Annotated in this window: 17 protein-coding genes; 10 read left to right on the top strand and 7 right to left on the bottom strand. The window is 49.4% G+C overall.

Features of this window, described 5'->3' with window-relative positions; genetic code table 11:
- Positions 1-61: 61 nt before the first annotated feature.
- The 6 genes from tagH to tssB all read right to left on the bottom strand — a co-directional run bounded on the left by tagH (position 62) and on the right by tssB (position 6,942).
- Complete coding sequence (tagH, locus tag PsAD5_RS10225; protein ID WP_063292029.1) at positions 62-1,561, bottom strand: type VI secretion system-associated FHA domain protein TagH; 1,500 nt, start codon at positions 1,559-1,561, stop codon at positions 62-64.
- A 9-nt stretch (positions 1,562-1,570) separates the two neighbouring features.
- Positions 1,571-2,605 (bottom strand): type VI secretion system baseplate subunit TssG, encoded by a 1,035-nt coding sequence (gene tssG / locus PsAD5_RS10220; RefSeq protein WP_063292028.1) that lies wholly within the window; start codon positions 2,603-2,605, stop codon positions 1,571-1,573.
- Positions 2,569-4,356: a type VI secretion system baseplate subunit TssF gene (tssF, locus tag PsAD5_RS10215; protein ID WP_063292027.1), complete on the bottom strand. Its 1,788-nt coding sequence runs from the start codon at positions 4,354-4,356 to the stop codon at positions 2,569-2,571. The genes tssG and tssF overlap by 37 nt, the downstream gene beginning before the upstream one ends.
- Before the next feature lie 18 nt (positions 4,357-4,374).
- Positions 4,375-4,833 (bottom strand): type VI secretion system baseplate subunit TssE, encoded by a 459-nt coding sequence (gene tssE, locus PsAD5_RS10210; protein WP_208980636.1) that lies wholly within the window; start codon positions 4,831-4,833, stop codon positions 4,375-4,377.
- Positions 4,834-4,842: 9 nt separating this feature from the next.
- Positions 4,843-6,336, bottom strand: coding sequence for a type VI secretion system contractile sheath large subunit (gene tssC, locus PsAD5_RS10205; RefSeq protein ID WP_063289815.1), 1,494 nt, complete (start codon positions 6,334-6,336; stop codon positions 4,843-4,845).
- 96 nt (positions 6,337-6,432) lie between these two features.
- Positions 6,433-6,942 (bottom strand): type VI secretion system contractile sheath small subunit, encoded by a 510-nt coding sequence (gene tssB / locus PsAD5_RS10200; RefSeq protein ID WP_057462095.1) that lies wholly within the window; start codon positions 6,940-6,942, stop codon positions 6,433-6,435.
- 229 nt (positions 6,943-7,171) lie between these two features.
- Between tssB and tssM the strand changes: the two genes are divergently transcribed.
- The 6 genes from tssM to PsAD5_RS10170 all read left to right on the top strand — a co-directional run bounded on the left by tssM (position 7,172) and on the right by PsAD5_RS10170 (position 16,916).
- On the top strand, positions 7,172-10,798 hold the full coding sequence (gene tssM / locus PsAD5_RS10195) for a type VI secretion system membrane subunit TssM (RefSeq protein ID WP_342585844.1): 3,627 nt from the start codon (positions 7,172-7,174) through the stop codon (positions 10,796-10,798).
- Positions 10,799-10,803: 5 nt separating this feature from the next.
- A complete protein-coding gene (locus PsAD5_RS10190) occupies positions 10,804-12,228 on the top strand; it encodes a TssA family type VI secretion system protein (protein ID WP_063292026.1) in 1,425 nt (474 codons plus the stop codon).
- Between the two features lie 168 nt (positions 12,229-12,396).
- A complete protein-coding gene (locus PsAD5_RS10185; protein ID WP_063292025.1) occupies positions 12,397-12,861 on the top strand; it encodes a type III secretion system chaperone in 465 nt (154 codons plus the stop codon).
- Between the two features lie 26 nt (positions 12,862-12,887).
- A complete protein-coding gene (locus PsAD5_RS10180) occupies positions 12,888-14,861 on the top strand; it encodes a hypothetical protein (RefSeq protein ID WP_063292024.1) in 1,974 nt (657 codons plus the stop codon).
- Positions 14,862-15,022: 161 nt separating this feature from the next.
- A complete protein-coding gene (locus PsAD5_RS10175) occupies positions 15,023-16,015 on the top strand; it encodes a hypothetical protein (protein ID WP_063292023.1) in 993 nt (330 codons plus the stop codon).
- Positions 16,016-16,295: 280 nt separating this feature from the next.
- Entirely contained in the window at positions 16,296-16,916 is a 621-nt protein-coding gene (locus PsAD5_RS10170) for a 2OG-Fe(II) oxygenase (RefSeq protein ID WP_208981872.1), read from the top strand.
- 118 nt (positions 16,917-17,034) lie between these two features.
- On the opposite strand, the gene PsAD5_RS10165 is transcribed toward PsAD5_RS10170, so the two are convergent.
- On the bottom strand, positions 17,035-17,808 hold the full coding sequence (locus tag PsAD5_RS10165) for a DeoR/GlpR family DNA-binding transcription regulator (RefSeq protein ID WP_063292022.1): 774 nt from the start codon (positions 17,806-17,808) through the stop codon (positions 17,035-17,037).
- 245 nt (positions 17,809-18,053) lie between these two features.
- On the opposite strand from PsAD5_RS10165, the gene PsAD5_RS10160 reads away from it, so the two are divergent.
- From PsAD5_RS10160 to PsAD5_RS10145, 4 genes are all read left to right on the top strand, one after another.
- Positions 18,054-18,995, top strand: a complete 942-nt coding sequence (locus tag PsAD5_RS10160; RefSeq protein ID WP_063292021.1) for an ABC transporter substrate-binding protein — start codon at positions 18,054-18,056, stop codon at positions 18,993-18,995.
- Between the two features lie 98 nt (positions 18,996-19,093).
- Positions 19,094-20,125, top strand: coding sequence for a quaternary amine ABC transporter ATP-binding protein (locus PsAD5_RS10155; protein WP_063292020.1), 1,032 nt, complete (start codon positions 19,094-19,096; stop codon positions 20,123-20,125).
- Entirely contained in the window at positions 20,122-22,128 is a 2,007-nt protein-coding gene (locus PsAD5_RS10150; RefSeq protein WP_063292019.1) for an ABC transporter permease, read from the top strand. The genes PsAD5_RS10155 and PsAD5_RS10150 overlap by 4 nt, the downstream gene beginning before the upstream one ends.
- A complete protein-coding gene (locus tag PsAD5_RS10145) occupies positions 22,125-23,018 on the top strand; it encodes a phosphotransferase (protein WP_063292018.1) in 894 nt (297 codons plus the stop codon). Before PsAD5_RS10150 ends, PsAD5_RS10145 begins: the two co-directional genes overlap by 4 nt.
- Positions 23,019-23,025: the final 7 nt, after the last annotated feature.

Raw genomic sequence — 23,025 nt, 5'->3', positions numbered from 1 at the left:
TGCCTACCGCCTCATTCTTCCCAAAGCTGGACACCCTCAAATCTTCGCTAGCCATCAAACGTCACTCAGCTGCATACAGTTGCTGGCTCCGCATTTCACGATCATAGACTTGCCGGAAGACCTCCCAGAACATGCGTGTCAGCCCGCGCTGACGACCGGACCGCATTTCATGGTAGTAGTGCTCGTACATCTGCCAATTCCAGCCATCCAGGTCACCTGTACGAGGCGCATGCCCCTTGTAGCGCGCAAATCGCTTCTTCAGATTTTCTGGAGAAAGGCCCAGGAGAACCGCTTCCAAAGCTTCATCAGCAGCAACACGGCTCGCTTTCTCATGCAGCTCGATCTGCATCAAACTTTCTTCAATGGCAGACGGTGCGTTTAAATGAACTGGGCTCTGAACAAGCAGAAGGTCCTCAATCGCTTGTTCAGGGCTTTGAGCCAGCCGGATCGGATTGTCTTCCACCGGGTGCAGGTGAGTGTCGTTCATTGACGAACGATCTTCCCACTGCTGCGTATGAATGGCCATCAACCCAGCAATTGCCGTTTTCAAGGCTGCGCCAACATCCTGAGTAATGCGGTTCGCCTCAGGCAAACTCATATCGCCAGCTGGCAGTCCCAATGCTGTCAGAAGAGGTCGCAGCACCACATGATCTACCATGCCCTCTTCTCCGGATTCAGAAAGAGCAACGGAACCATGCCAACTTTCGGTCTCCTGAATATCGCTGACCAACATTTCTTGCCCGCCCGAGTTCGTCAGAGACTCAAGATAGCTGTCCATATCCGGATCAACCGGCTCTGTACCTGTATTGGTCATTGTATGGTTTCCTTTTGCTTGGGGCATGATCATCAAACGGTGATGTGCTTGAGGATCATCCACACCCAGTGCCTTACCGCTGTTTTCAGGCTGTAGCCCCAGAGTGCTCAATAAGTCCTCGTCCAACTCTTGTTGGTCGGGCTTGCTGTCATGATTTAATTGAGAGAGCGGATCTTGATTGCCTGGCAGGCCTTCATCATCCTGCTGGTCAAGAACCTCTACAGGATCGCATGCAAGGGCACCTGCCCGCTGATTGCCTGCAAAGAAATCCTCACTCAGGTCGCTCTCTAACCGGTCCGCGAGGATGTATTCGATGTTATCTTGTGTGTGCTCGTCTTCATCCTGCAAGCGTCCAGACACAATTGTGTCTATGGCTGCAAACCGGCCAGCCCATTGCTCGCTTTGGTCTTCCAGCTCGCTGCCTTCCGCAACCACATACGTGGTCAACTTGAACGCCCCGACCTTCCAGATATCACCGTCAGAGACACGGAACCGTTGACCTGTTGGGATCGGCCGATTGGAGCCATTTACGATAATGCCTTCATCACTCACGGCTTCCGCACAATAAACACCGTCTTGAAAAAACACGCGTACATGTTCGCGAGAAACAGAGCTGCGCCGATCCAACAGTTGCCAATGACATTGCTCACCAGAACCAATGTTTCCGCCTGCCTTGTCAAATGTCGCAGTGGCTTTACTGCCGTTCTCAAGCGTGGAGGTGTTGTTGATGACCAGGACCAGTTTCATACTACCCTCCTACAACCGCGCGGAGATCAGGACTTCGCGCGAGCGTCCATCACCCTTGTCAAGAAAGGTTGACCACCCCAGTCGTCCTTCGTACTCGTCAGTAAGCATGACCGGAGAGGCCTGATTTTCTGCCAGTTCCAACTTGATGTCGTAGGCATGTTGATCACGCAGCATGAACTCCACCAGATCCCTAAGGGCCTTGTAATCTCGCCCGTGAGGAAGGAAATCCTGAAAACGTTCAAAGCTCAAATTCTTGATGAAGATATTGAATTTGCTCGAGATATCCGAGACACTATCGCCAATTATCGTGTCTTCACCCAGCAACATGTTGTGCTGCCCCAGTTCCGAGCGTTGCCCTTCGGGGATATCAACCCTTCGCTGAACCCACTCCTCCACTTCCACTTCTTTGTGAAAAAAGGAGTGAGATACGACACTTGCGATCGCGGCAGGTGACCGATTGCGAGACGCCAGAACTCCGGCGAACGTGAGCAAGCGCGCCCAGTTGATAGGTGATTTGTGGCGAGACTCCTGATCTGACAATCCAAAAACACAAAACACCCATTGAGAGAATGGGTCCAACGCACCCGGCTCGTAACGCACATAGAAGCGGTACTTGCGCATGGAGCGGTGTAAGAGGCCGACCAGGCGGTTATGGAAGAAGTCAAAGAACCCCTTCATCAAGGAGCCTTGTGCATCGTATTTGGCTATGACCTCTTGATAATAAGAGGGTAATGGCGAGCTTGACCCGTGCAGGCCGAGAAACGTCACTTCCATATTGAAATCAACATAATCGACCGGTTCGACCTCACCCTGTTGATTATCTTGCCTTTCAATGCTGGCAATGTCAGAAAGCGGAAAGCCAAGCGAATGCATGACGCTGAAGTTGATCTTCTCATCTTTCGGCAAAAGATGCGTACCAACTTCAGTGCGCTCATCATAACAACGCTGGATCAGCTCAACAGCTTGGAAGAATGACCAGCTGCGAGCGTTAAACTGTAGGTCGCCTCTTAGATCAGAGGTTGTCGCCCAATTTTCGCTGGCCATTGATAGACTTCATTATTTTGTGTTCCATTCACGATGAGTTCGTGGAACGAATTGACACTTGAATAGAGAGAAAAGAATTCTGCGAGCACACTGCAGAACAAGAACATCTCGCCCTCGCTCTGGAACGCGTCTTCGCTGAGAGACATGACAGTTTTCAAACCTCGAACGGCCTGCCCTCGAAATAACTTGTCGACCGGTTTCGTCTCGATGGAAATGATGCCATCAATACGCTGCTTACTGACACGCTCGTCCTGCCGGTTCAGGCGAGCCTGAAAATCGTAGGTCGCAATCACGGTCTTCAGAGCTTCTTTTTCAAGCAATGAAACGTAATTAAGAGAAAGATTGGAGATCAGGTTCCAGTAAAGCGATCCATCCAGCGGTGGATAGACTGGTGCACTGGGCTGGCTCAGGTTCTTAAATGTCACGAAGCTCGGCGTTTCACCTGTTGGCTCACGCACATCACCTGCGCCCAACTCCATGGCATGTTCGGGATGGAAGCACTTCAGATCAGCAGAGAGAACTTCATGTTCCGGGATAGCGCGCTCATTATCGTGGCGCACGAATGAAACCAGATGCTCCATACCGCGCTTACCCAACGCTTCGCGAAGTCTCAAACGATAATAAATCTGGGTTAGACCATCCGCACGCTCAACCTCGTGATGGAAAGATTCAAAGGAGGGATACTCACGCAGATGCGAACCACTTGTTGGATCCTTCGCAGCACGCCAACTCATGATCCGATCGATAGAGAAAATGTCTATGGCGCCGCGACCATTTGCTGTCGGCCGGATTGGATACCGCATCTGACTATGGTCGATTTTCATCGGCTCAGCATCATAATCAAACAAATTCACTGCTGGAACGCAATAGAGACGGAACGTTCCCGGACGCACTTTCACATCAGGTGGCAAAGGCCTTGAGAAAGTGAACTCTAATGAGAAATCTGTTTCTTCACGATTGCGGAAGAACGGCTCTAATCCGTCAATATCATAGCATTGGAATTTTGCAGGAAAGACAAAGTATTCTTGCAAGAGCCGGTAGCCCTCATAAGCAGAATTCTCATTAGGCAGCAACGCTTCAGAGCCGCCGAAACCACCTGGCTGCAGTGCTGAAACTGGAAGTTTGTAACGGCTAACACCGTCTTCATTGTCCCCATCAGCACGAAAGCAAACCATGACGTCTTTCAGGTATCGGCCCATCCACAAATAAAGCATCTGGGCGGCGACTTCATCGCCAGCAATCCATAGACGTAGGTCATTAAAACTCAGCCGGGACAGAGGCAGGCCCGACAATGTCTGGAACTGCAATGTCAGAACAGTGCTTTCGCGAGAACGCTGAACATCCTGATCGACAATATCGAGCGGATAGACCGTTACATCTGCTGTTGTCTGAAAGGGGCAGACAATACCATCCACTGGGCGAGACAAGATCTGCGAGCCCGACGGCAATACCTGACGCTCTGTTATCGCTTTTTCGACGGGGACCATCTGCATAAGTGTGGTTGATGGAAACGCCCTTAGGAAATTAGGAATAAGCAGCTGCACGAGTGAATGGGTAAGCTCTGGAAGCTCATCATCCAGCTTTTCGCGCAGTTTTGACGTTAAAAACGCAAAGCCCTCCAGCAGCCGTTCCACGTCTGGATCCGTGGAGGCATCAGACAAATATTTCGACAACCGCGGATTGCGTTCGGAAAAAAGCCGACCGCTCTCTCGCAGATAAGTCAATTCGTCTTGAAAGTATGAAGCTTTCACAGCTGGTTGCCTGCTTGACTAAACAATATGAGCGACATGCCCATCTTTCATAAGAATATCGATTTGCACCTGCTCCCCCTGGCTTAAGGCTGGCATGAGCAGAGTTGCCTTGAACCGCAGTTCTAATGGGCGGTCAGGGTCACGAACGAAATGGACGGACCGCACCTGAACGCGCGGTTCATATTTTTCAATGCATTGGCGGATAGAGGCCGCAATATGTTGCGTAAGGTCGTTTGTCGCCACGCTGGACAAGTTGAAATCAACCAGTCCTAAATCTGGTGTGGCAGCAGAAGCCCCTGCTCTCGCATTCAACAGCTTGGCTAGATGACGCTTGATAGAGTTTACTTTTGCTTCCAACAGATCGATGTTCTGAGGAGGAGAGATCTCCTCCTCATCAGCAATCAAACGCTCGAACAAACTGCCACGCGCTGTACGAAGCCTGCTGTCCCAAACAACGGGTTCATCGCGCTTTCTCATAGGCAGCCCTTAGCTATCCTTGTCCAGCTTACCAACGAGCGACAACTCAAAATTCGCTCCCATGTATTTGAAGTGCGGACGCACTTTCAAAGACACCTGGTACCAACCCGGATCACCTTCTACATCAGAGACGATAACCTCTGCTGCACGCAGTGGACGACGTGAACGTACATCTTGAGGTGGGTTTTCTTGATCAGCTACATACTGCCGGAGCCAGGTATTAAGCTCACGCTCCAGATCTTCACGCTCTTTCCATGACCCGATTTGTTCGCGCTGCAGCACTTTAATGTAGTGAGCAAGGCGGTTGACGATCATCATGTAAGGAAGCTGAGTGCCAAGCTTATAGTTGGTCTCCGCTTCTTTACCTTCCTTGGTGTTCTGGAAGATCTTTGGCTTCTGAGCAGAGTTTGCGGAGAAGAACGCCGCATTATCAGAGCCTTTGCGCATCGTCAGTGAAATAAAACCTTCTTCGGCAAGCTCAAATTCACGGCGATCTGTAACCAGAACTTCCGTCGGAATTTTTTCTTCGAGCTGACCAAAGGCCTCAAACACATGTACCGGCAAGTCGTGAACAGCACCACCTGATTGCGGACCAATGATATTTGGACACCAGCGATACTTGGCAAAACTCTCTGTCAGGCGGGTTGCCATCAAGAATGAAGTGTTACCCCACAGATAGCTCTCATGCTCTTCTGTCACGTTCTCATTATAGACAAACGCATCCACCGGATTTTCTTCCGCATCATATGGCATGCGAAGCAAAAAGCGTGGACATGTCAGGCCAACGTAACGGGAGTCTTCACTCTGACGGAAGCCCATCCATTTGCGGAAACGCGGCCCTTCATAGATGGAGAACAGATCTTTCTGCGCAGGCAGATCCACGTACTCATCAACGTCGAACATTTTCGGACCAGCTGCCGCAATAAACGGAGCATGGGCCATTGCACCAACGGAGGCAGTAAACTGAAGCAGCTTTACATCGCGGGCACCAGGACCAAAGTCATAGTTGGCAATCATTGCGCCTACAGGCTCGCCACCAAACTGGCCATAGCCACTGGAGTAGACGTGTTTGTAAAGGCCAGATTGTACGACTTCCGGGCTGGTTTCAAAATCTTCCAGCAACTTGTCTTTAGAGACAGAAAGCACATCAATCTTGATGTTCTCACGGAAATCTGTCCGGTCAACCAGCAGTTTCAGGCCGCGCCATGCAGACTCGAGTTCCTGAAATTTTTCATCATGCAGAACTTCATCAAGCTGCGCTGATACTTTCAAGTCCAGCTCTGCAATCATACGGTCAACCAATACGCGGTTGATCCGTTGGTCAACTTCCTGGCTCGCAAGGAGGTCAGAAATAAACGCTTCAACGCCTTTACGCGCTATGGAATAGCTTTCTTCGTCTTCAGGGCGAATGCGGGTCTCTTCCATGATCTGGTCAAGAAGAGAAATCGCGGCCCCCGAACCGGCAACATCTGGCTGGCCGGTAGAAGCTGATACATCTACCATGTCATCACATCCATGTTTTTACTTTGAAATGTACTTGCGGATCAAAACGAACGAGCTCCGCAGTTGTTTATAAAATCTATTGATAATGACGTAGTGTCAGCTGTTCTCTTCCTGAGACGAAACCACTGCATCCAACTCTGAAAGAAGCTTCTCACGCTGCTCTTTATCTTGTAGCAGCTGCTCTAGTCGGTTGCGGAACGCAGGAATATTTCCAAGCGGCCCTTTAAGAGCAACAAGAGCCTCACGCAGATCGATTAGCTTTTTAAGCTCAGGAATTTGCTTCACGATAGAATCTGGCTCGAAGTCTTTTAGTCCTTCAAACTTCAGATTGACCGCAAGCTGTGCGTCTTCTTCCTCAACAAGCGTATTTTTGACCGTTAGCTCACGCTCCAGCCCCGCTTCTTTCATCACCGATGCGAAGGTATTTTTATCAACTGAGAGCAATTCGCGCTCTTCAAGAGGCGTATCGTCTTCTTTGCCGTTGTAATCACCCAACATGACAAGACGCAACGGCAGTTCGACTTCTTCCTGTTGGTCACCAGTTGCAGGAACATAGCGAATGTTAATCCGCTCTTTGGGTGCAACAGAACCTTCCTTGCCAGCCATTAGCCTTCCCCACTCTTCTTAATAAAACTGAAAACATCTTAGAAACTACCTAAGATTGTACTTAAATTGAAAATTGAAAACTTTAGCGTCAATTCGACTCTAAATTTCCCTTAGGCCTATCGGAAAGAAAAACAGACGACAACCCAAAAGTAAAACTTCCGTTATTAGACTTTAGTAATATTGATTAGCAAAGTAAATATTTCGAGAAAAAAGATAATATTGCCCGAAAATGCGATTCGACCTGATTAATACAAACCAGAGAAACGTAATGATAATTAGAGCTCTCTCAATAATCAAAATTATACTATTATCGATTATTAAATTAACTACATCATATATATTTATAAGCTCGATATTTCTAATTTTACTCGTTTTAAGTGTATTTTTCTTCAGGGATTTTGTGTTCTCCTTCGCAGGCTCAAGCGAAAGAAAATTAATCTACAGCGCCCTTGCAATGGCAGTGTTTTCCATAATTTGGGGTGCTAGTAACTTAATTTATGTAAGCATAAAGAAGAAGAAAGTTGATTTAAGTAAAAATAAAGATAAAAGAGAAAAGCCTAAAACACCTGATCTATCCTATCTGAATGAGTTCGAGCGTGGCTTCAACCAAGCCCTGCAAACCATCAGCAGAAACTGGGCAGGCAAGGGTTCTCGCAGAAATGGAAAGAATCTTTACGCACTACCCTGGTTTGTGGTTTTGGGATCTCCAAGTTCGGGTAAGACATCCCTTATTGTTGAATCGAATTTAAAGTTTCCACTTGCACATCTTTTCTCTCAGGAAGACGCCAAGCATGTGCAACCGACAAAAGACGTTGATTGTTGGGTAACCGACGAGGCGGTTCTGTTTGATGTTGCTGGCCAGTTTGTTGAACATGTAAACGGAAAGCAATCTGACACTCATGAAACACATTACGCAGGTTTATGGCGCCGCTTTCTCAAACTCCTGCGTGACAACCGACCACGCAGACCTATCAACGGCGTTGTCTTATGTCTCGATCTATCAGAGCTTATTTCGCTCTCCTCTCAGGAGCGAAACACGAAAGCAGCACTTATTCATGCTCGCCTGAGCGAAATGACAGAAGTGCTGGGCACGCGCTACACCGTCCATGTCGTACTTACCAAGTTCGACCTCATCGATGGTTTCCATGAGTTCATTGGATGTCTGCCCACTGCAGAAAGAGCAAAGCCATTTGGCTTTACATTCGACCTTCATAGTGGTCGAGATCAAGACAAGTGGTTAGACGAGTTTAATGCAGCTTTTGCCAAATTGCTGGAAAACCTCAATCATACCACTGTCGATCGTATCTCAGATATTCGTTCAGCACACAAACGTCGCCAACTCTATCTGTTCACCCGTGAGATGGCTGGCTTAAGTACAATTTTGGGTGGCTTCCTCGGCAAAGCCCTGCATCAAGACAAGTTTTCAACCGCCCCTCATATTCGGGGCATCTTCTTCTCATCAGCCCGGCAGGAGGCCATTCCGACAAATCCTGTTTTGCAGGCAACTTCACAAAAGTACGAAATAGCGCCGCCAATCCTGCCCATTCACAGTGGCCCATCCAAGCAGTACTTCTCTTCGGCCCTCTTTGATCAGGTGGTCTTCAAAGAAGCTGGGCTTGCTGGCGACAATATCAAGATTGAACGCGCGAAGCGTTTCGCACTCATCGGCTCAGGCCTAGCGGCTTCATTGTTGTATCTCGGCTTTTTCAGCGCTTACTGGATGGGCTACGAAAGCAACCGCGCACGGGCAGATCAGGTCGTTGATATCACTGAGAGCTTTGAAGAGCTGCTCCAGCAAGGACCAGCACAAAACTCTAACGCGTCCGGGCAAAATTATATTCGCTCTCTTGGGGCCCTTACATCGGCAAGCGACATTTTTGGCAACTACCGCAGCAGAAACTGGCTTATGTCTCAGCTTGAGCTCTACCAGGGACACAAAATAGGCCCGGAAGTTGAGAAAGCATATGTCGACATGCTCGCACGCTACTTTCTCCCGGAAGTGGCAGCGTACGTACGAGATGAGATCGCAAAACTTGGAGAAAATGAGACCGGTAGAGACAGCAATGAACGCCTTGAAGCTTTGCGCGTCTATCTCATGTTGGGAGACGCATCACGACGAAATGAGCTGCTGGTCAAAGCCTGGATGGAACAGAAATGGCAAGAGCAGTTTGAAGGTGATCTAAAACTGCAAAAAGCTCTTCGTGATCATCTGGTCTTTGCCATTGAGACTGCAGGGCTAGAAGCCGCACTCGACAAAGATCTGGTGGAAACCTCCCAAAGAGACTTAAGAGAAGTTCCGAGAGACCTCCGCCTTTACCGCAATATAGAACAGGTCAGCGACAGACAGCTTGCCTCATCAGTTAATTTCCGAAATGATATCGGACCTGCTTACAACATCGTTTTTGATGGCACCAGGAGCAGCAGCGGAAACGATCAGCCGATTGGGGTGAAAGAGTTTTTCACAAAAGACGCTTATCTGGGCTATTTCGTAAAAATGAATGACGGCCTTTCTGTCGTCGCTGTTGAAGATGCATGGGTCGCAGATGAGCGCGATACGGTTGAGTATTCTCAAGCCGACCTAAAAGAGTTCCGGCGCAAGATCGTGTCCCGCTATGCGACCAACTACATCTCCAGTTGGAACACCGCGCTGAACCGTTTGAAAATTACTGATTTCAGAAATCTGGATCATGCGGTTGATATTCTTGAAACCCTGACTGGCCCAGATCGACCGCTGAACCGGCTCATCAATCGCGTCAAAAGTGAAACTGAGATCTATGAAGGCAAGCTTATCAAGCTGAATGCCGAACAGGCCGTGGACTCTGACCTTCCCTTCGATATCTACCGCGAGCAAGGACTGCGTGTCCGTCGGGCATTTTCCAATCTGAACGGCTTGGTTGAAGCGGAGGAAGGCGAAAAAGCCTATCTGGAAGATCTGGATGCTGCACTCAACACACTCTACGAATACCTCAAAGACATCCGACAAGCAGGGGAGCGCTCTGGCGAGGTGGCCCTTGCACGCGCGAAGGCTAGGATTGACCTGCAGGGAGAGGACCCGATCTATACTCTCAAACGTATAGGTGTTGATCTGCCAAGTCCATTGAACCGCTTCTTCGCAAAATTAGCGGACCAAAGCTGGAAGGTTCTGCTGCAGGAAGCCAAGAAGGAACTACAGCGAAGCTGGAATGAAGAGATTTATGCGGATTATAATCTGAACTACGCTCAGCTCTATCCATTCAACAAACAAGCTGAGCAAGAAATACCACTTGAAGAGTTTGAGAGCTTTTTCGGTCCCGGCGGCAAAATCGAAACGTTCTATAAGAAAAACCTCATTGTATTTGTTGATGAAGCAACGGGCGAACCCAAAACCATTGATGGTCGCCACTTGGCCATCGAAAAAGATTTTCAGGACAACCTGAAGATCATTCTGGATCTGCGCAGAAGCTACTTTAACTCCGAAGGGCTCATTGGCGTTGAGTACAACATTCAGCCTGTGGCTCTTGCAGCCAAATTGCGTCGTGCCGTGATGAATATTGAAGGGCAGATCATTTCCTATTCACATGGACCAAGGCGTCCAATCCGCGTGATTTGGCCTAACGTCCTTACGAATGAGGCAGAGAGCAGCCTTTCAGTCTTCCCTGCAGGAAGAGGTCGTCCGCATACAGTTACGTTCAAAGGGCCTTGGTCTGGTTTCCGACTGCTGGACTTCGCGACAACCAAGGGCTTTGACAGCAATGGTGCACTGATCGAATTTAGTTTCGACGGTCAAAAAGCAACTTATTCACTGCTTCACAAAGGTGCTAGTTCGCTCGCGCGCAAGCAACCATTGTCCGGTCTTATCCTACCAGCAAAGATGTAACTCGTATGACCGCATCAGAAACAAAATCAGAAGAGGCAGCTCCGGCTGCTTCTTCTCTTTTCGTAACATCCTATGACGACCTTGCCAAAGCGGTCCTTTCCCCCATTTCAGATAGGTTTGAAGACGACATTGAAGATCATCCAGACTTTGACGCCGTTAGTGATGAGTTGATGAAACGCGGCACCCTCTCTCACGGCTCGATCGACTGGAGTCTGGTAGAGCGGGAAGCGCTGCAACTGCTGCAAAACACTCAAAAAAGCCTGGCAGTTTTGGAAGCTGTGCTGCTTGCCCGAATGACGCGGAAAACACGCGGGGCTTTGACCAGTTGCATCCGAGGCCTTGATGCCTGCTTAACAATGCCAAGAGCGGACCTCTGTCCAAAAGAAGATCGAAGATTTGATCTCATCCTACGCCGTATTTGCGGTTTGTTCAGCATGGATGCGTTACCCGGCAAGCCCGGCACAGAAGCTGAAAAACTGGATGAAAGCCTTGCTCGCCTGACCAAAAACGAACTCTTGCTTGAGCACGGCCTTGTAAAAGATTTTCGTGTGCTTCAGGAGAGACTTGAGCTTGAAAAGAAGCAGACGGAGAAAGAGAAAACGCAGACTGCTGCAGGTTCCTCTGCATCAGGAGATGGAGCAAAAACGGGGAGTATCGGTTCCGCAACTCCGATGGATGCACGTTCCTTTAAACGCACCACCGCGGAGATATGCACACTCATCTTTCAGGAAGATCCATCCCTTCCCTTTATCTACCAGCTGCGCCGCCATGCGTGCTGGCAAGAGATAACAGGTGCGCCTCAGATAACATCTGAGTCCCGAACTATTATTCCTGCCGTATCGATAGATACCTGCGATAAGTATCGCGAAGCGCTCAAGCAAAGCAATGCAGATATAGCAATCATTCACCAGTTAGAAACAACGCTTTTTTCCATGCCATTTTGGATTGAAGGCCAGTTCATTTCAGCTCAATTGGCTCTCAAAGCCGATCACATACAAGTCGCTAATGCCATCACAGAGAGCACCCAGGCGTTCATAGGCCGGCTCCCGGAACTTCGCGAACTGTCCTTCAACGATGGCACCCCCTTCATAGAAGGAGAAACGGCGGAATGGTTAAGCTCAAAGCCTGCGCACGCAGACATGCCTGCACAGGCAGATAAACAGCAGGAAAGCAAAGGTCTCACAGACTTTGTTGGCAATCCAAGATTAGCCTCAAAATGGAACGGAGAGTACAAATCACAACGCTCCCCCCGCCAAAAGGCCTTCATGGAACTTGCTATGCTGGAAGATCTCGCAGGCTCCGGCTTCTCCGCCCTCGTCTCCGACCAAACACTGCGCCTACAAACATCCGTCGAAGAAACATCCATAACTGACTGGGACCCCGAATTCTTCAAGAGAGCCGCTGCCCTTACGCGCAAGAGCCGAAAATGATGAACAATTGAGGCTTGCACTCTTAAGCCTACCCACCTCCAATAAAAATACATTTTCATCACACCTCTGTGAGCTATGCCTATCGGCACAATCACCTATTGCAACGTGTTCTAATGTTTTGCGCAGACATAAGGCCGTGGACGGCGGCAAGACATAGGGCGGAAAACTATGGTTGGTACGAGCGAAGTATCGAAACTCGTCACGGAAGTGAGTGACTTATTCGTTGATGCATCCGTGTTTGCGGATCCGGCACGTGACAGTTGGTTGTTTCAATTCACGTCAGGTTTGGACGTGATTGCGACGCTGGAAGAAGACAGGCATGCCCTCGCCATCAGTGCGGAGTTGGGCGGATTACCAGAAGAGAACCGGGTTGTTCTGCTGGAGTATTTTTTAAAGGTCAATCAGTCTTGGGCGGGCACCGGTAGCCTGCGGTTTGCAATGCTGGCAGATACAGACAAGACCATCACCCTCCTCTGGGATATTCCGATGAATGGGTTGGCTCGCCACGACCTTTTTTCTGCCCTTTCTGAGTTCGCAGAACGTGCGCAGGGTTGGGTTGGGCTTTTGAAATCTGGCGTTCTCCTTACACAGGAGCTCGCAACAGAAATTCCCCAAAACTCCCTTAAAATCTGATCCCCATAAGAACGAGGGCTTCCCCGATGACCATCCCGCAAGCGACTTCTACGGCGCCAACAATTGCACCTGCCAACATCCCACCACAGGCTGACACAACAAGCAGTCCGGCGCCGAGTTCTCCTCACCCGGCGTTGCAATCGCATCAACAAAAAGCCGTTGAAACGCAGTCCGCTGTCAAAGATCAACTCGCAACGACGCAAGGAAACGCTGATGCTGACAAATCATTATATGATCTGATTTGTGTAGGGCGAGGTACATCAGCAGCTGCCTACCTCACCAGCCTGAAACGGTGTGATTGCTCTATTGTTGCGGACAGCACGAAGAACAACGTGCTTGTGGTTGGCAAAAATGATCCATGGGCTGGTGCACGAGGCTATGAAAAAGGCCATTACACTCAGTGCATCAACCAAGCACAGCAGCTGGTGAACCCTGGTGATGAACCAATTGCATCCTCTTGCCTGGACCCGGTTGACAGACAGGAATGGTCTCAGCTTAATGCACAACGCATCGATCAGGTCTCTGGTGGGAACATCCTAGATGCTGAAGTCCGTCAGATTAGCCGAGACAGCGAGACTGGTCTTTATAAGGTGCAGACTGATGCAGATAGCGAGCCGCTTCTGGCCAAGAAGGTCATCCTTGCCACAGGCGCCGGCATTGAACGCTCAGACTACGAGTACCACCATGTCCCGCCGGAAGTGGCTGATTTCAGAAAATCTGGTCACCCCAATGCTGCCAACTGTCTGGATCTGGATCAGTTCCAGCGTAACGAAGCAGGCACACGAGACCTGACCGGGCGTGTTGTAGCGGTGATGGGCCCGAATGCGGGTACAGATGCGATTATGGAGCTTTCCACACGCGGCGTTGATAAGGAAAACATCTTCTGGATGATGCAGCCCCATCAAAAGCCCGGCGTGGCACTGACATGGGATGTGCGCTCTGTTGGTATTGAGGCCACCTTTACGGCACAGGAGGCGGGTAATGACCGTTCTGATGGCGGCACTGTGTTCCGTTATCAGCAGATCAACAAAGTCTCTGCTGGTGAAAATCGCCCCTTGACCATCAGCACAGATGGTGGAGACTTTGAAGCAGACTATCTGGTCTATGCAGTCGGTCAGCGCGGTGGCGGAACCAGCAGAACCGAAGTGGTTGAGGGCGCAGCTAAGAAAGTCCCGATCCTTGAAAGAGAACTGGCCTCACAGTTGCAGCCAGTCTACGACGTCAACCAGCGTTTCAGTGACCTTTCTTCCGGTGGGGCCTGGCAGCACGTGGTGGGTCTGGAAGTTGCAGGTACGACCAAGACTGAAGGTCTGGAAGTGGTCGGTGCTGCTGCGATGCAGTCCAGCCGTGGGATCCAACACAATTACCTTGACGCAGATTACAGCTCACAGCTTGAAGCTGTCCTTGAGAACAATCCTGAGTTCCGTTCTTTGGCTGCAGAACATTTCCCGGCTCTGTTGGATGCAAAGTCATTTGAACAGCTTCTGAAGCCCGATTCCGGTTTGAAAAAACCGGGCGAATATCAGGACCAGAAGGCAGCACTGTTAAGCGCACTTAAAGCAAACGACGCTGAGCAATCTCTGAGTGACGTTAATGAGCTGCTGCATACCTTTGATTTGCGGGCCAAAGCGGCAAACGACCTGGGTGGTACGGCTAAACCAATCCGCGTGTCAGACCTGCTGGCGCAAGGCTTGAGCCGCACACAACCCGCGACTGTTGCAGACCCACGCCTGATTGGTGGAGCACAGCTGAACATTGCGGCACAGACTGAAAGCTTCAAACCACAGCAGATCACGACACCGGGTGGCATCAACTTCAACGAAGATCAGCAGACCATTGCCCTTTACGTGGCCCAAAACTATCCGGATATTCCTGCGGACAAAGCCAACGAGTTCGTCGCCAACGTGATCGCGCAACGCACAGATGGCAACCACTTACGTGGCTTCACACCAGAAGAACGCGCGCAGTTTGAAACTGAGTTGCAGGCGCTTTCTGAATAACGCCTGAGTTCATCAAACCGCTGATTGCTCGGTCACAGTCTGTTTGATGCAGACGTGACCGCACGATGCAGCATGTTCATTTCAATCAAGTCAGGACTAAGATGAGTACCTTTCGTGAGCAAAAGGCTCATCAGTCCTGCAAGTTCTGAGAAGAAACCAGGATGCCAGTCACACTTGCAACATCAACGCCGCAGGTACAAGCAAACCTACAGCATACGGTGAGCTCAAGCTCTACCGATAAGAGCATAAAGCTGCCAGACTATCAGGAACGGCGCCTGAATGATGTCGGAATCACAGTCAAATATAATGCAGAACTCTCAAGTCAGAAAGTAGAGAGCTCTTTAAAGGCTGTATCGATACATCGTGTGGTCAACAATGAAGTTGCTGTCACAACCAACGCTCTTCATAACATCATCCCACCGGGGAGTGATGTGGTTATCAATCGAAGTGCCCCTCACATTACACCGGCTTCTCCTTCACAAACGGTCGCGGGCACTCACCAGAGTATCTTGGAGACGAAAACATCATTGTCTTCACTGCCCGATAGCGCCTTTTCTGTCATAGAAGGGACATGGCATGATGCAAACACAGTCAGCATCGCGGCGCCCGGAAACGTGTTTGGAGCATCTGGATGTCTGTCCTGTGCAGATGTCTTACTGGAAATTCCGATGATAACGGAGTTATCGCCTGCATTTGAAGATGTAACACAAGCCTTTGGCGTGAAAGTCTTTGATAAAGGCGAAACCGTACCAGTGAAGTTCGACAAATGTGATCTCAACGTCGTTGAATATCAAATTACACCAGCAAACCACCAATACTCTCTCGAAGAAGCCAATGGGTTTTTCGTCGAAAGACATGAGTTCCCTCATATCTTTATGGCTTCGTCAGATCAGGATGAGATCGTTATTACCGTGGGCAAGCAAATCAAAGACGACCAGTTTGCACTGGCCAATATTAAAGTTCCGGATGGCAAAGCTATTATGCTTCCGGGTGGGACCATTCACACAGACAGTTTGTCACGAGGAAACATCGTAATCATGCTCACTGAATGTGTGGGGGCGGATACGGTCCTCATGCACGACAAGGACAGCCAACCGATCACGTTGCGGGTAGACAGCTCAGAACGCATCGGTCTCGCTGAATGGCATCTATAAAAAGACTGCAATGCCATTTGACTGGAGGATTTCTTTCAAATGGCATTTCCCTATGCACTTGTTCTCCTGAACTTAAAAATCAGGCGCGTAGAACAGACTTTTTGATAGTGAACTACTATTTCACAGCCAAATCAACATAAGCGATCTCTCTGATCGATTTGATCCTTTACCATTTAAATTGCAGTCTCAAATTTTCTGCACTCAGAACTGAGAATTTTTGGCTTTTCTAACCTGTGCTACAGCTACCACTTGTTTTTTGCTGCGTCAGGGAAGTTGGAAAATGATCAATTTCGATGCTCTCAGAGACTCCAATACTCGTACAACTCCTTTCCAGTATCTGGTGGGGGAAAATGTACTGACCAAGAAGCAAGCTGCTGATGTTCGTCGTGATTATCCGGATATCAAACAGACTGGGTATCTTCCGTTGTCTAAACTTGAATCGACTGGCGCATTCAAGCAACTTGTAGATGATCTTTATAAACCGGAACTGGCTGAAATTCTTTCGGAAAAACTCAGTTTGGATCTTATGGACAAGCCACGGATGATCACTGTGCGTCGCTTGTCCAAACACGGTGATGGCCGTATTCACAACGATTCCAAATCCAAGATCTGCACCATGCTCATCTATCTCAATGAAGACTGGGATGACGCCGCTGGCGGTGCCATTCGTGCCCTTAATGGAGACACTGACATGGACGACTATGCGGAGGAAGTCTCTCCACTCGCTGGGAACGTGTTCGCATTCAAACGCTCAGAAACAAGCTGGCATGGCCATCCTTCGTTCAAAGGCGAACGCTATGTGGTGCAAGTAACGTTTCTCATCTCTGAAGAGGAATTAGCACGGAAAGAGAAACGCGGCGGATTCCAAACTAAGCTTAAACGCTTGTTGCGGATCAATTAGGCAAGCAGAATGCAACGCCCAGAGTTGTTGGCATCAGTCGCTTGATATGGGAGCTTCTTTCGTTCTAGCGGCGGAGTCCTTTGCAGCTTTGTAATAAACCGGATGCTTTTTCACTAGCTCAATCTGCGATAACGATTTTTGCTTGCCAGATTTTTGCGGCTTGGTGGAATTCTGTTGCGGGTTCTTTCTCGCTTACTAGCACATCAATAAGCGTTGGGTCACATACAGTGATGGGTGCTGATCTGGTGAATTTTCTGGTATCAGCTGCCACAATCTTACATTTCGCATGCTTCATAACTGTGCGGGAAATCTGGGCTTCTTCCAGGTCGAACAGCATTAGCCCTTTGCTGGCGTTGATCGCCGCTGCTGACAGAATGGCGTAATCTGTTTCAAAGTTATCAAAGAAGCTCGTAACGGTTGCCCCGAATGCTCCGCCATCATGAGCCCGGAGTTCACCTCCCGCCATAAAAACCCGATTGTCGTTTCGCGTAGCAAGCTTGTAAGCAACTGCGACCGAGTTCGTTACAACCATCAGGCGCTTATGGTCTTGCAACGCTTCGGCAATAAAAGCTGTTGTACTTCCCACATCAAGAAACAGAGAACTACCGTCTTCAATCATACTGGCGACAGTTGCTGCAATTTTCCGTTTTGCCTCCGGACATTCCTGCATCCGCGCATGAAAACTGCTCTCTTGGTCCTCTTCAGCGAATAGGCGAACACCACCATGGACTTTCTCAAGCAGACCTTCTTTCGCGAGGGGTTTGATGTTCCTTCGAATGGTCTCTTCAGATAGTTTCAGCTTCGTGGCAAGTGTGACGATTCGGCTTGTGCCACCTGCTGTTTTTATTGCGTTCAGGATTTCACGTTGTGTCTGATTGTTGATGTTTTCCATTCAATCTAATCCGTATTAATCCTGCATAGACATGGCTTAAGCTCTCCAATCTAAAACATAAAACACCTCATAAAGCCACAATTTCACACACCTTGAATCGGTATTAGTAGATTTTATTGTGTCATTATGTTGATTTATACAAATACCCCAACGTAAGATAAGTTGTCGTTGCTGGAGTTGATTGGGGTCGGGTTCAAATTCTTGCAGCGGATGGATGAATTGGATCATCTGCGGGAGGGGACCAAATGAAATACTCAGTAATTCCATCAATTGCTTTGGTTATGACTTGGGGAGTTAGCTCAGCAATTGCTGAAGTTGAGTCACTAGATCCAATCAAAATCACCACTCATGACTGGTCCGGTCAAATCATCACAACCACCATTATGGGTGAGGTTCTCAAGCAAGCTGGTTACAACATCGAGTATGTTCAAGCGGATTACATCGCTCAATTTGCGGGCCTAAAGACTGGTGATCTGCACATTGCAATGGAGATCTGGGAGACAACTGGCCGGGAAGCAATGGATGAAGCCATTGAGACTGGAAATGTTGTCAGTCTTGGTGAAAGTGGCATGATTGCCATCGAGGAATGGTGGTACCCCTCTTATATGGAAGAGGTTTGTCCCGGTTTGCCAAACTGGGAAGCGCTCAAGGACTGTGCAGATGTATTTGCCACTGCAGAAACGGCTCCCTTGGGACGGTATCTTGGCGGTCCGGTGACATGGGGCGGCTTTGATGAAGAGCGTGTTGAGGCACTTGAACTTGACTATGAAGTTGTCCATGCCGGCACAGATGCAGCTTTGTTTGCAGAACTGGAATCGGCATATCAACGAAAAGCGCCAATTATTTTATGGCTTTATGAGCCTCACTGGGCACCAGCCAAATATGAGGGCAAATTTATCGAATTTCCGCCCTACTCTGCTGCTTGCTATCAAGATGCAACAATCGGTGTAAATCCATCTGCGGCTTATGATTGTGGCAAACCCACTGGCCCCATCTGGAAAGTTGCCTGGGCAGGTTTGAGTCAAAAATGGCCTGGTGCTGCTCAAGCGATTTCTAACTTCAATGTCAGCAATACCGAGATGAGCGCTATGATCTCCAAAGTCGATCTGGAGGGGCAGTCAGTCAAAGGTGTTGTTGAAGAGTGGCTGTCTGCCAACAAAAACCGTTGGGTTAGCTGGATAAAGTAGAGCGTTCAAGATGAGCAGGTTCAGATCGAGGGTCTGTTCCTTCTTGTCTTTGCAAGCTCAGTTTTATGTCCAATATCAGCGTTTTACGGAGATGTTTCATGGACCAGCCAGTGCTTTTGGATTGTAAAGGCCTCTGGAAGATCTATGGGGCAAACGCAGGCACATTTTTGCAAAGTCGAGACAGTTCTCCAGACACCTCAGCTTTAGAGCGGGCAAATCTGACGGGTGCGGTTCGTGACGCAAACCTTCAGATTATGAAAGGTGAGATCTTTGTTATTATGGGCCTGTCTGGCTCCGGAAAGTCCACACTGGTACGCTGTCTGTCTCGCCTCATAGAAGCAACTGCCGGTTCAATCCACTTTGAAGGCCAAGACCTTCTGGCAATGTCTGAACGAGAGTTGATCGACGTCCGACGTAAAAAGATGGGCATGGTGTTCCAGCAATTTGCGCTGCTCCCGCATCTAACTGTTTTACAAAATGTTGCATTTCCCTTGGATGTTCAAGGCGTTCACCGACCAGATCGCGAAGCACGTGCCTATGAGATGATTGAGCTTGTTGGTCTTAATGGGCGTGAAACGGCTTATCCGAGAGAGCTTTCAGGTGGGCAACAGCAGCGTGTTGGCATTGCGCGGTCATTGGTTGGCGATCCGCATCTGTGGTTTCTGGATGAACCCTTTTCAGCGCTTGATCCTCTCATTCGCAGAGAAATGCAGAATGAGTTCCTGCGGCTTCAAAACAAACTCCATAAGACGATCCTCTTCATCACGCACGATTTTGAAGAGGCCATTCGGCTGGCTGATCGGATTGCCGTGATGAAAGACGGAGAAATTGTTCAGATCGCGACACCAGAGCAACTGGTGAGCAATCCCGCGACTGACTATGTCGAGGAATTTACACACCATATTCCCAGAACCAAAGTCATTCAGCTTGAAACGATTATGAAGGCGGGCTGTCCTGCCGGGGCATATGCAGGCGATTTAAGCTATAGCATGAAGGTTGCAGATGTTGTTTCTGAGGTTGGGAAAACCAGTCGTGCATTTCGGGTGTTGGACGATGACGGTGTACCTGTTGGTACTATCGATCGTGACAAGATTGTCAGCGTAATGCTTGGGCAGGAGTTGGTGGAATGAACTTCCATCTCCGTGACAGCTTGCGCAACCCTCATTCCTTTTGGCTTTTGCTTTTCGCTTCAACCTGGCTTCTCTCAAACTATTCCTTTCCACTTTACAAGGCACTCGATGCCCGCTGGATCATTAAGTTTCCAAGTGCCTGGCAATGGCAACTGGATGAACGGATCAGCACTTTCATGGCTTGGCTTGTGGAAGATGCGGGATTTGGTCTCTTCACTTTTCGCCAGTTGACGCGGTTTCTTTCGGCAATAATTGAAGCGCCATACAACACAATGCGTGCTTTTCTTGCGGATGGGTTTCATTCTGGTCTCGGTCAACAAGCCGTTGAGATCTTCCCTTCCATGAGCTGGATCGCTGTGACCTTTCTTATGATCTTATTGGCAGTGAAAGCAGGTGGCTGGAGACTTGCAGCTTTGGTGGGTGGCTGTTTCCTCTATCTGGTTGTTTTCGGTCAATGGCAAAGTGCGATGGTGACTTTGGCGTCCATTGCTATTGCAGTCCCTTTCGGTGTGCTTAGTGGATTGATGCTGGGCATTCTGGCTTATCGTTCAGAGCGCTTTGAGCGGCTCCTGCGCCCATTGCTTGATTTAATGCAGACAGTCCCGATCTTTGCTTACCTTGTGCCGATCTTGTTTCTGTTCGGGTTTGGGCCGGTCTCTGCATTAGTGGCCACGATTATCTATGCCATGCCTCCCATGGTCCGCGTGGTGCTTGTTGCATTACAATCGGTACCTGAGCCGCTGCATGAAGCCGGACGCATGGCGGGTTGTACGTCGCGCCAGATGATGTGGAAGGTGTTGCTGCCCTCTGCTCTGCCAACCTTAATGGTGGGTGTTAATCAGGTCATCATGCTCTCGCTGAACATGGTGATCATCGCCTCCATCATTGGCGCTGGTGGGCTGGGGTACGATGTTTTGGCTGCACTGCGTCGTTTAGACATTGGGGGAGGCATTGAAGCTGGCTTGGCAATTGTCGTGATTGCGATTGCGCTGGACCGGCTAAGTCAGGCTTTTTCGCTGAATGTTCACTCGCAGACCCAAGGTTCATCTGTAACTCAGATGACGCCTCTGATGTACGCTGTCATTGCATTGGTACTCACGGTTTTACTAGCGCTTCTTGGGAAGGTGTTCCCTGCAATTCAAAGTTATCCTGAGGCCATGGTTCTCACCACTGGCTCTTTCTGGGATGAGGCCATCAAGTGGATCAACATCAATTTCTTTGAGGTTTTTGAAGCAATCAAGACGGCGTTGCTGACCTACCTTCTTCTTCCAATAAAACGTTTCTTCGTAGGCATTCCCTGGGCTTGGGGCATCATAGCGCTCGGGCTTATTGGGTGGCGCGTTGGCGGGTGGCGACTAGGTTTTTTATGCGCCACATTAGCAGGTTTTGTTGCTGCCAATGGATTGTGGCGGGATGCAATGATCACCGTCTACCTCTGCGGTGTTTCAGTTCTAATAGCAGCGGTGATTGGGATGCCGCTCGGCGTGTGGGCCGGACAATCTGAGCGGGCAGACAGAGTCCTCAGCACTCTGGTTGACACTCTGCAGACGCTCCCAAGTTTTGTCTATCTGATCCCTGTCGTCATGCTTTTCCGCGTTGGTGAGTTTTCCGCCATGGTTGCTATCGTGCTTTATGCAATGGCTCCTGCTCTACGCTACGCCGCCCATGGGATCCGTGAGATTAGTCCGCAAGTGATTGAGGCTGGCAAGGTATCTGGATGTACACGCTGGCAGTTGCTCTGGCGTATAAAGCTTCCTTTGGCTGTTCCCTCATTGCTGTTGGGGTTGAACCAAACGATTATGCTGGCTTTGTCCATGCTGGTGATCACTGCTCTCGTTGGCACGCGGGATCTGGGTCAGGAAGTTTACATTGCACTCACGAAAGCAAATACAGGCCAAGGCATTGTCGCAGGCTTGGCCGTAGCCTTTATTGCAATCATCGCGGATCGGATTTTGTCCGCGCTTGCGAAATCCTCTCGAGCAAGATTGGGGTTGGCAACATGAGCGTAACACTGACAAAGGAATTAGCCGTCACAAGAGCCCTTGAACTACCATTTTGGAAGAAACCAACGAATGCCGAAATTCTGGGCGGTGGCATTACGAACTTCAATGTGAAGATCACTGATGAAGGACGCACTTATGTGGTGCGCCTTGGAGAAGACATCGTAGAACATGGGGTTATGCGGTTCAATGAACTCTCAGCTTGCCGGGCTGCCCATGCCGCAGGCGTTGCTCCTGCTGTCCGTTACTTCCGAAAAGGTGTGCTGGTTCAGGATTACGTTGACGCTGAACCATTGAGCGAAGCCAATATCCAAGATCCGCAAAGGCTACGCTCTATCGCCGGTGTCCTGACCAAAGTTCACAGAGAAGCAACGCAACTGATACGTGGCCCTGTCCTCGCTTTTTGGGTCTTTCACATCCTGCGCGATTATGTCGAAACACTTCGCCTTATGGACTCGGATCATCTGCCGAGCCTCAATGCGTTGATGGCCAAGGCTGAAAAGCTTGAGCGTGCGGTTGGGAAGGTGCAGTTGGTTCTTTGCCATAACGATCTTCTTCCAGCGAACATCTTAAATGAGAACGAGCGGCTTTGGCTGGTGGACTGGGAATACGCTGGCCTGAATTCTCCCCTGTTCGATCTTGGAGGCTTGGCAACAAATGCCAGTCTATCTGAAGGCCTGCAACAGATACTGCTCGAAACATACTTTGACGCACCCATCTCCGATGCACTTTGGGCCCAATACAGTGCCATGAAATGCGCATCCTTACTGCGCGAGAGTATGTGGAGCATGGTGTCTGAGCAGACATCCAAAATACAGTTCGATTACGCCAGCTATACCAGAGAAAACTTGCTCCGGTTTGAGCATGCATATGCTGATTTGCAGTTGAAGTGAGGTTGAG

The organism is Pseudovibrio sp. Ad5, from assembly GCF_001623095.1.
Classification (GTDB): Bacteria; Pseudomonadota; Alphaproteobacteria; order Rhizobiales; family Stappiaceae; genus Pseudovibrio.
Note: the sequence above shows the minus strand (reverse complement) of the source record. Positions and strands in the feature narration are given on the sequence as shown.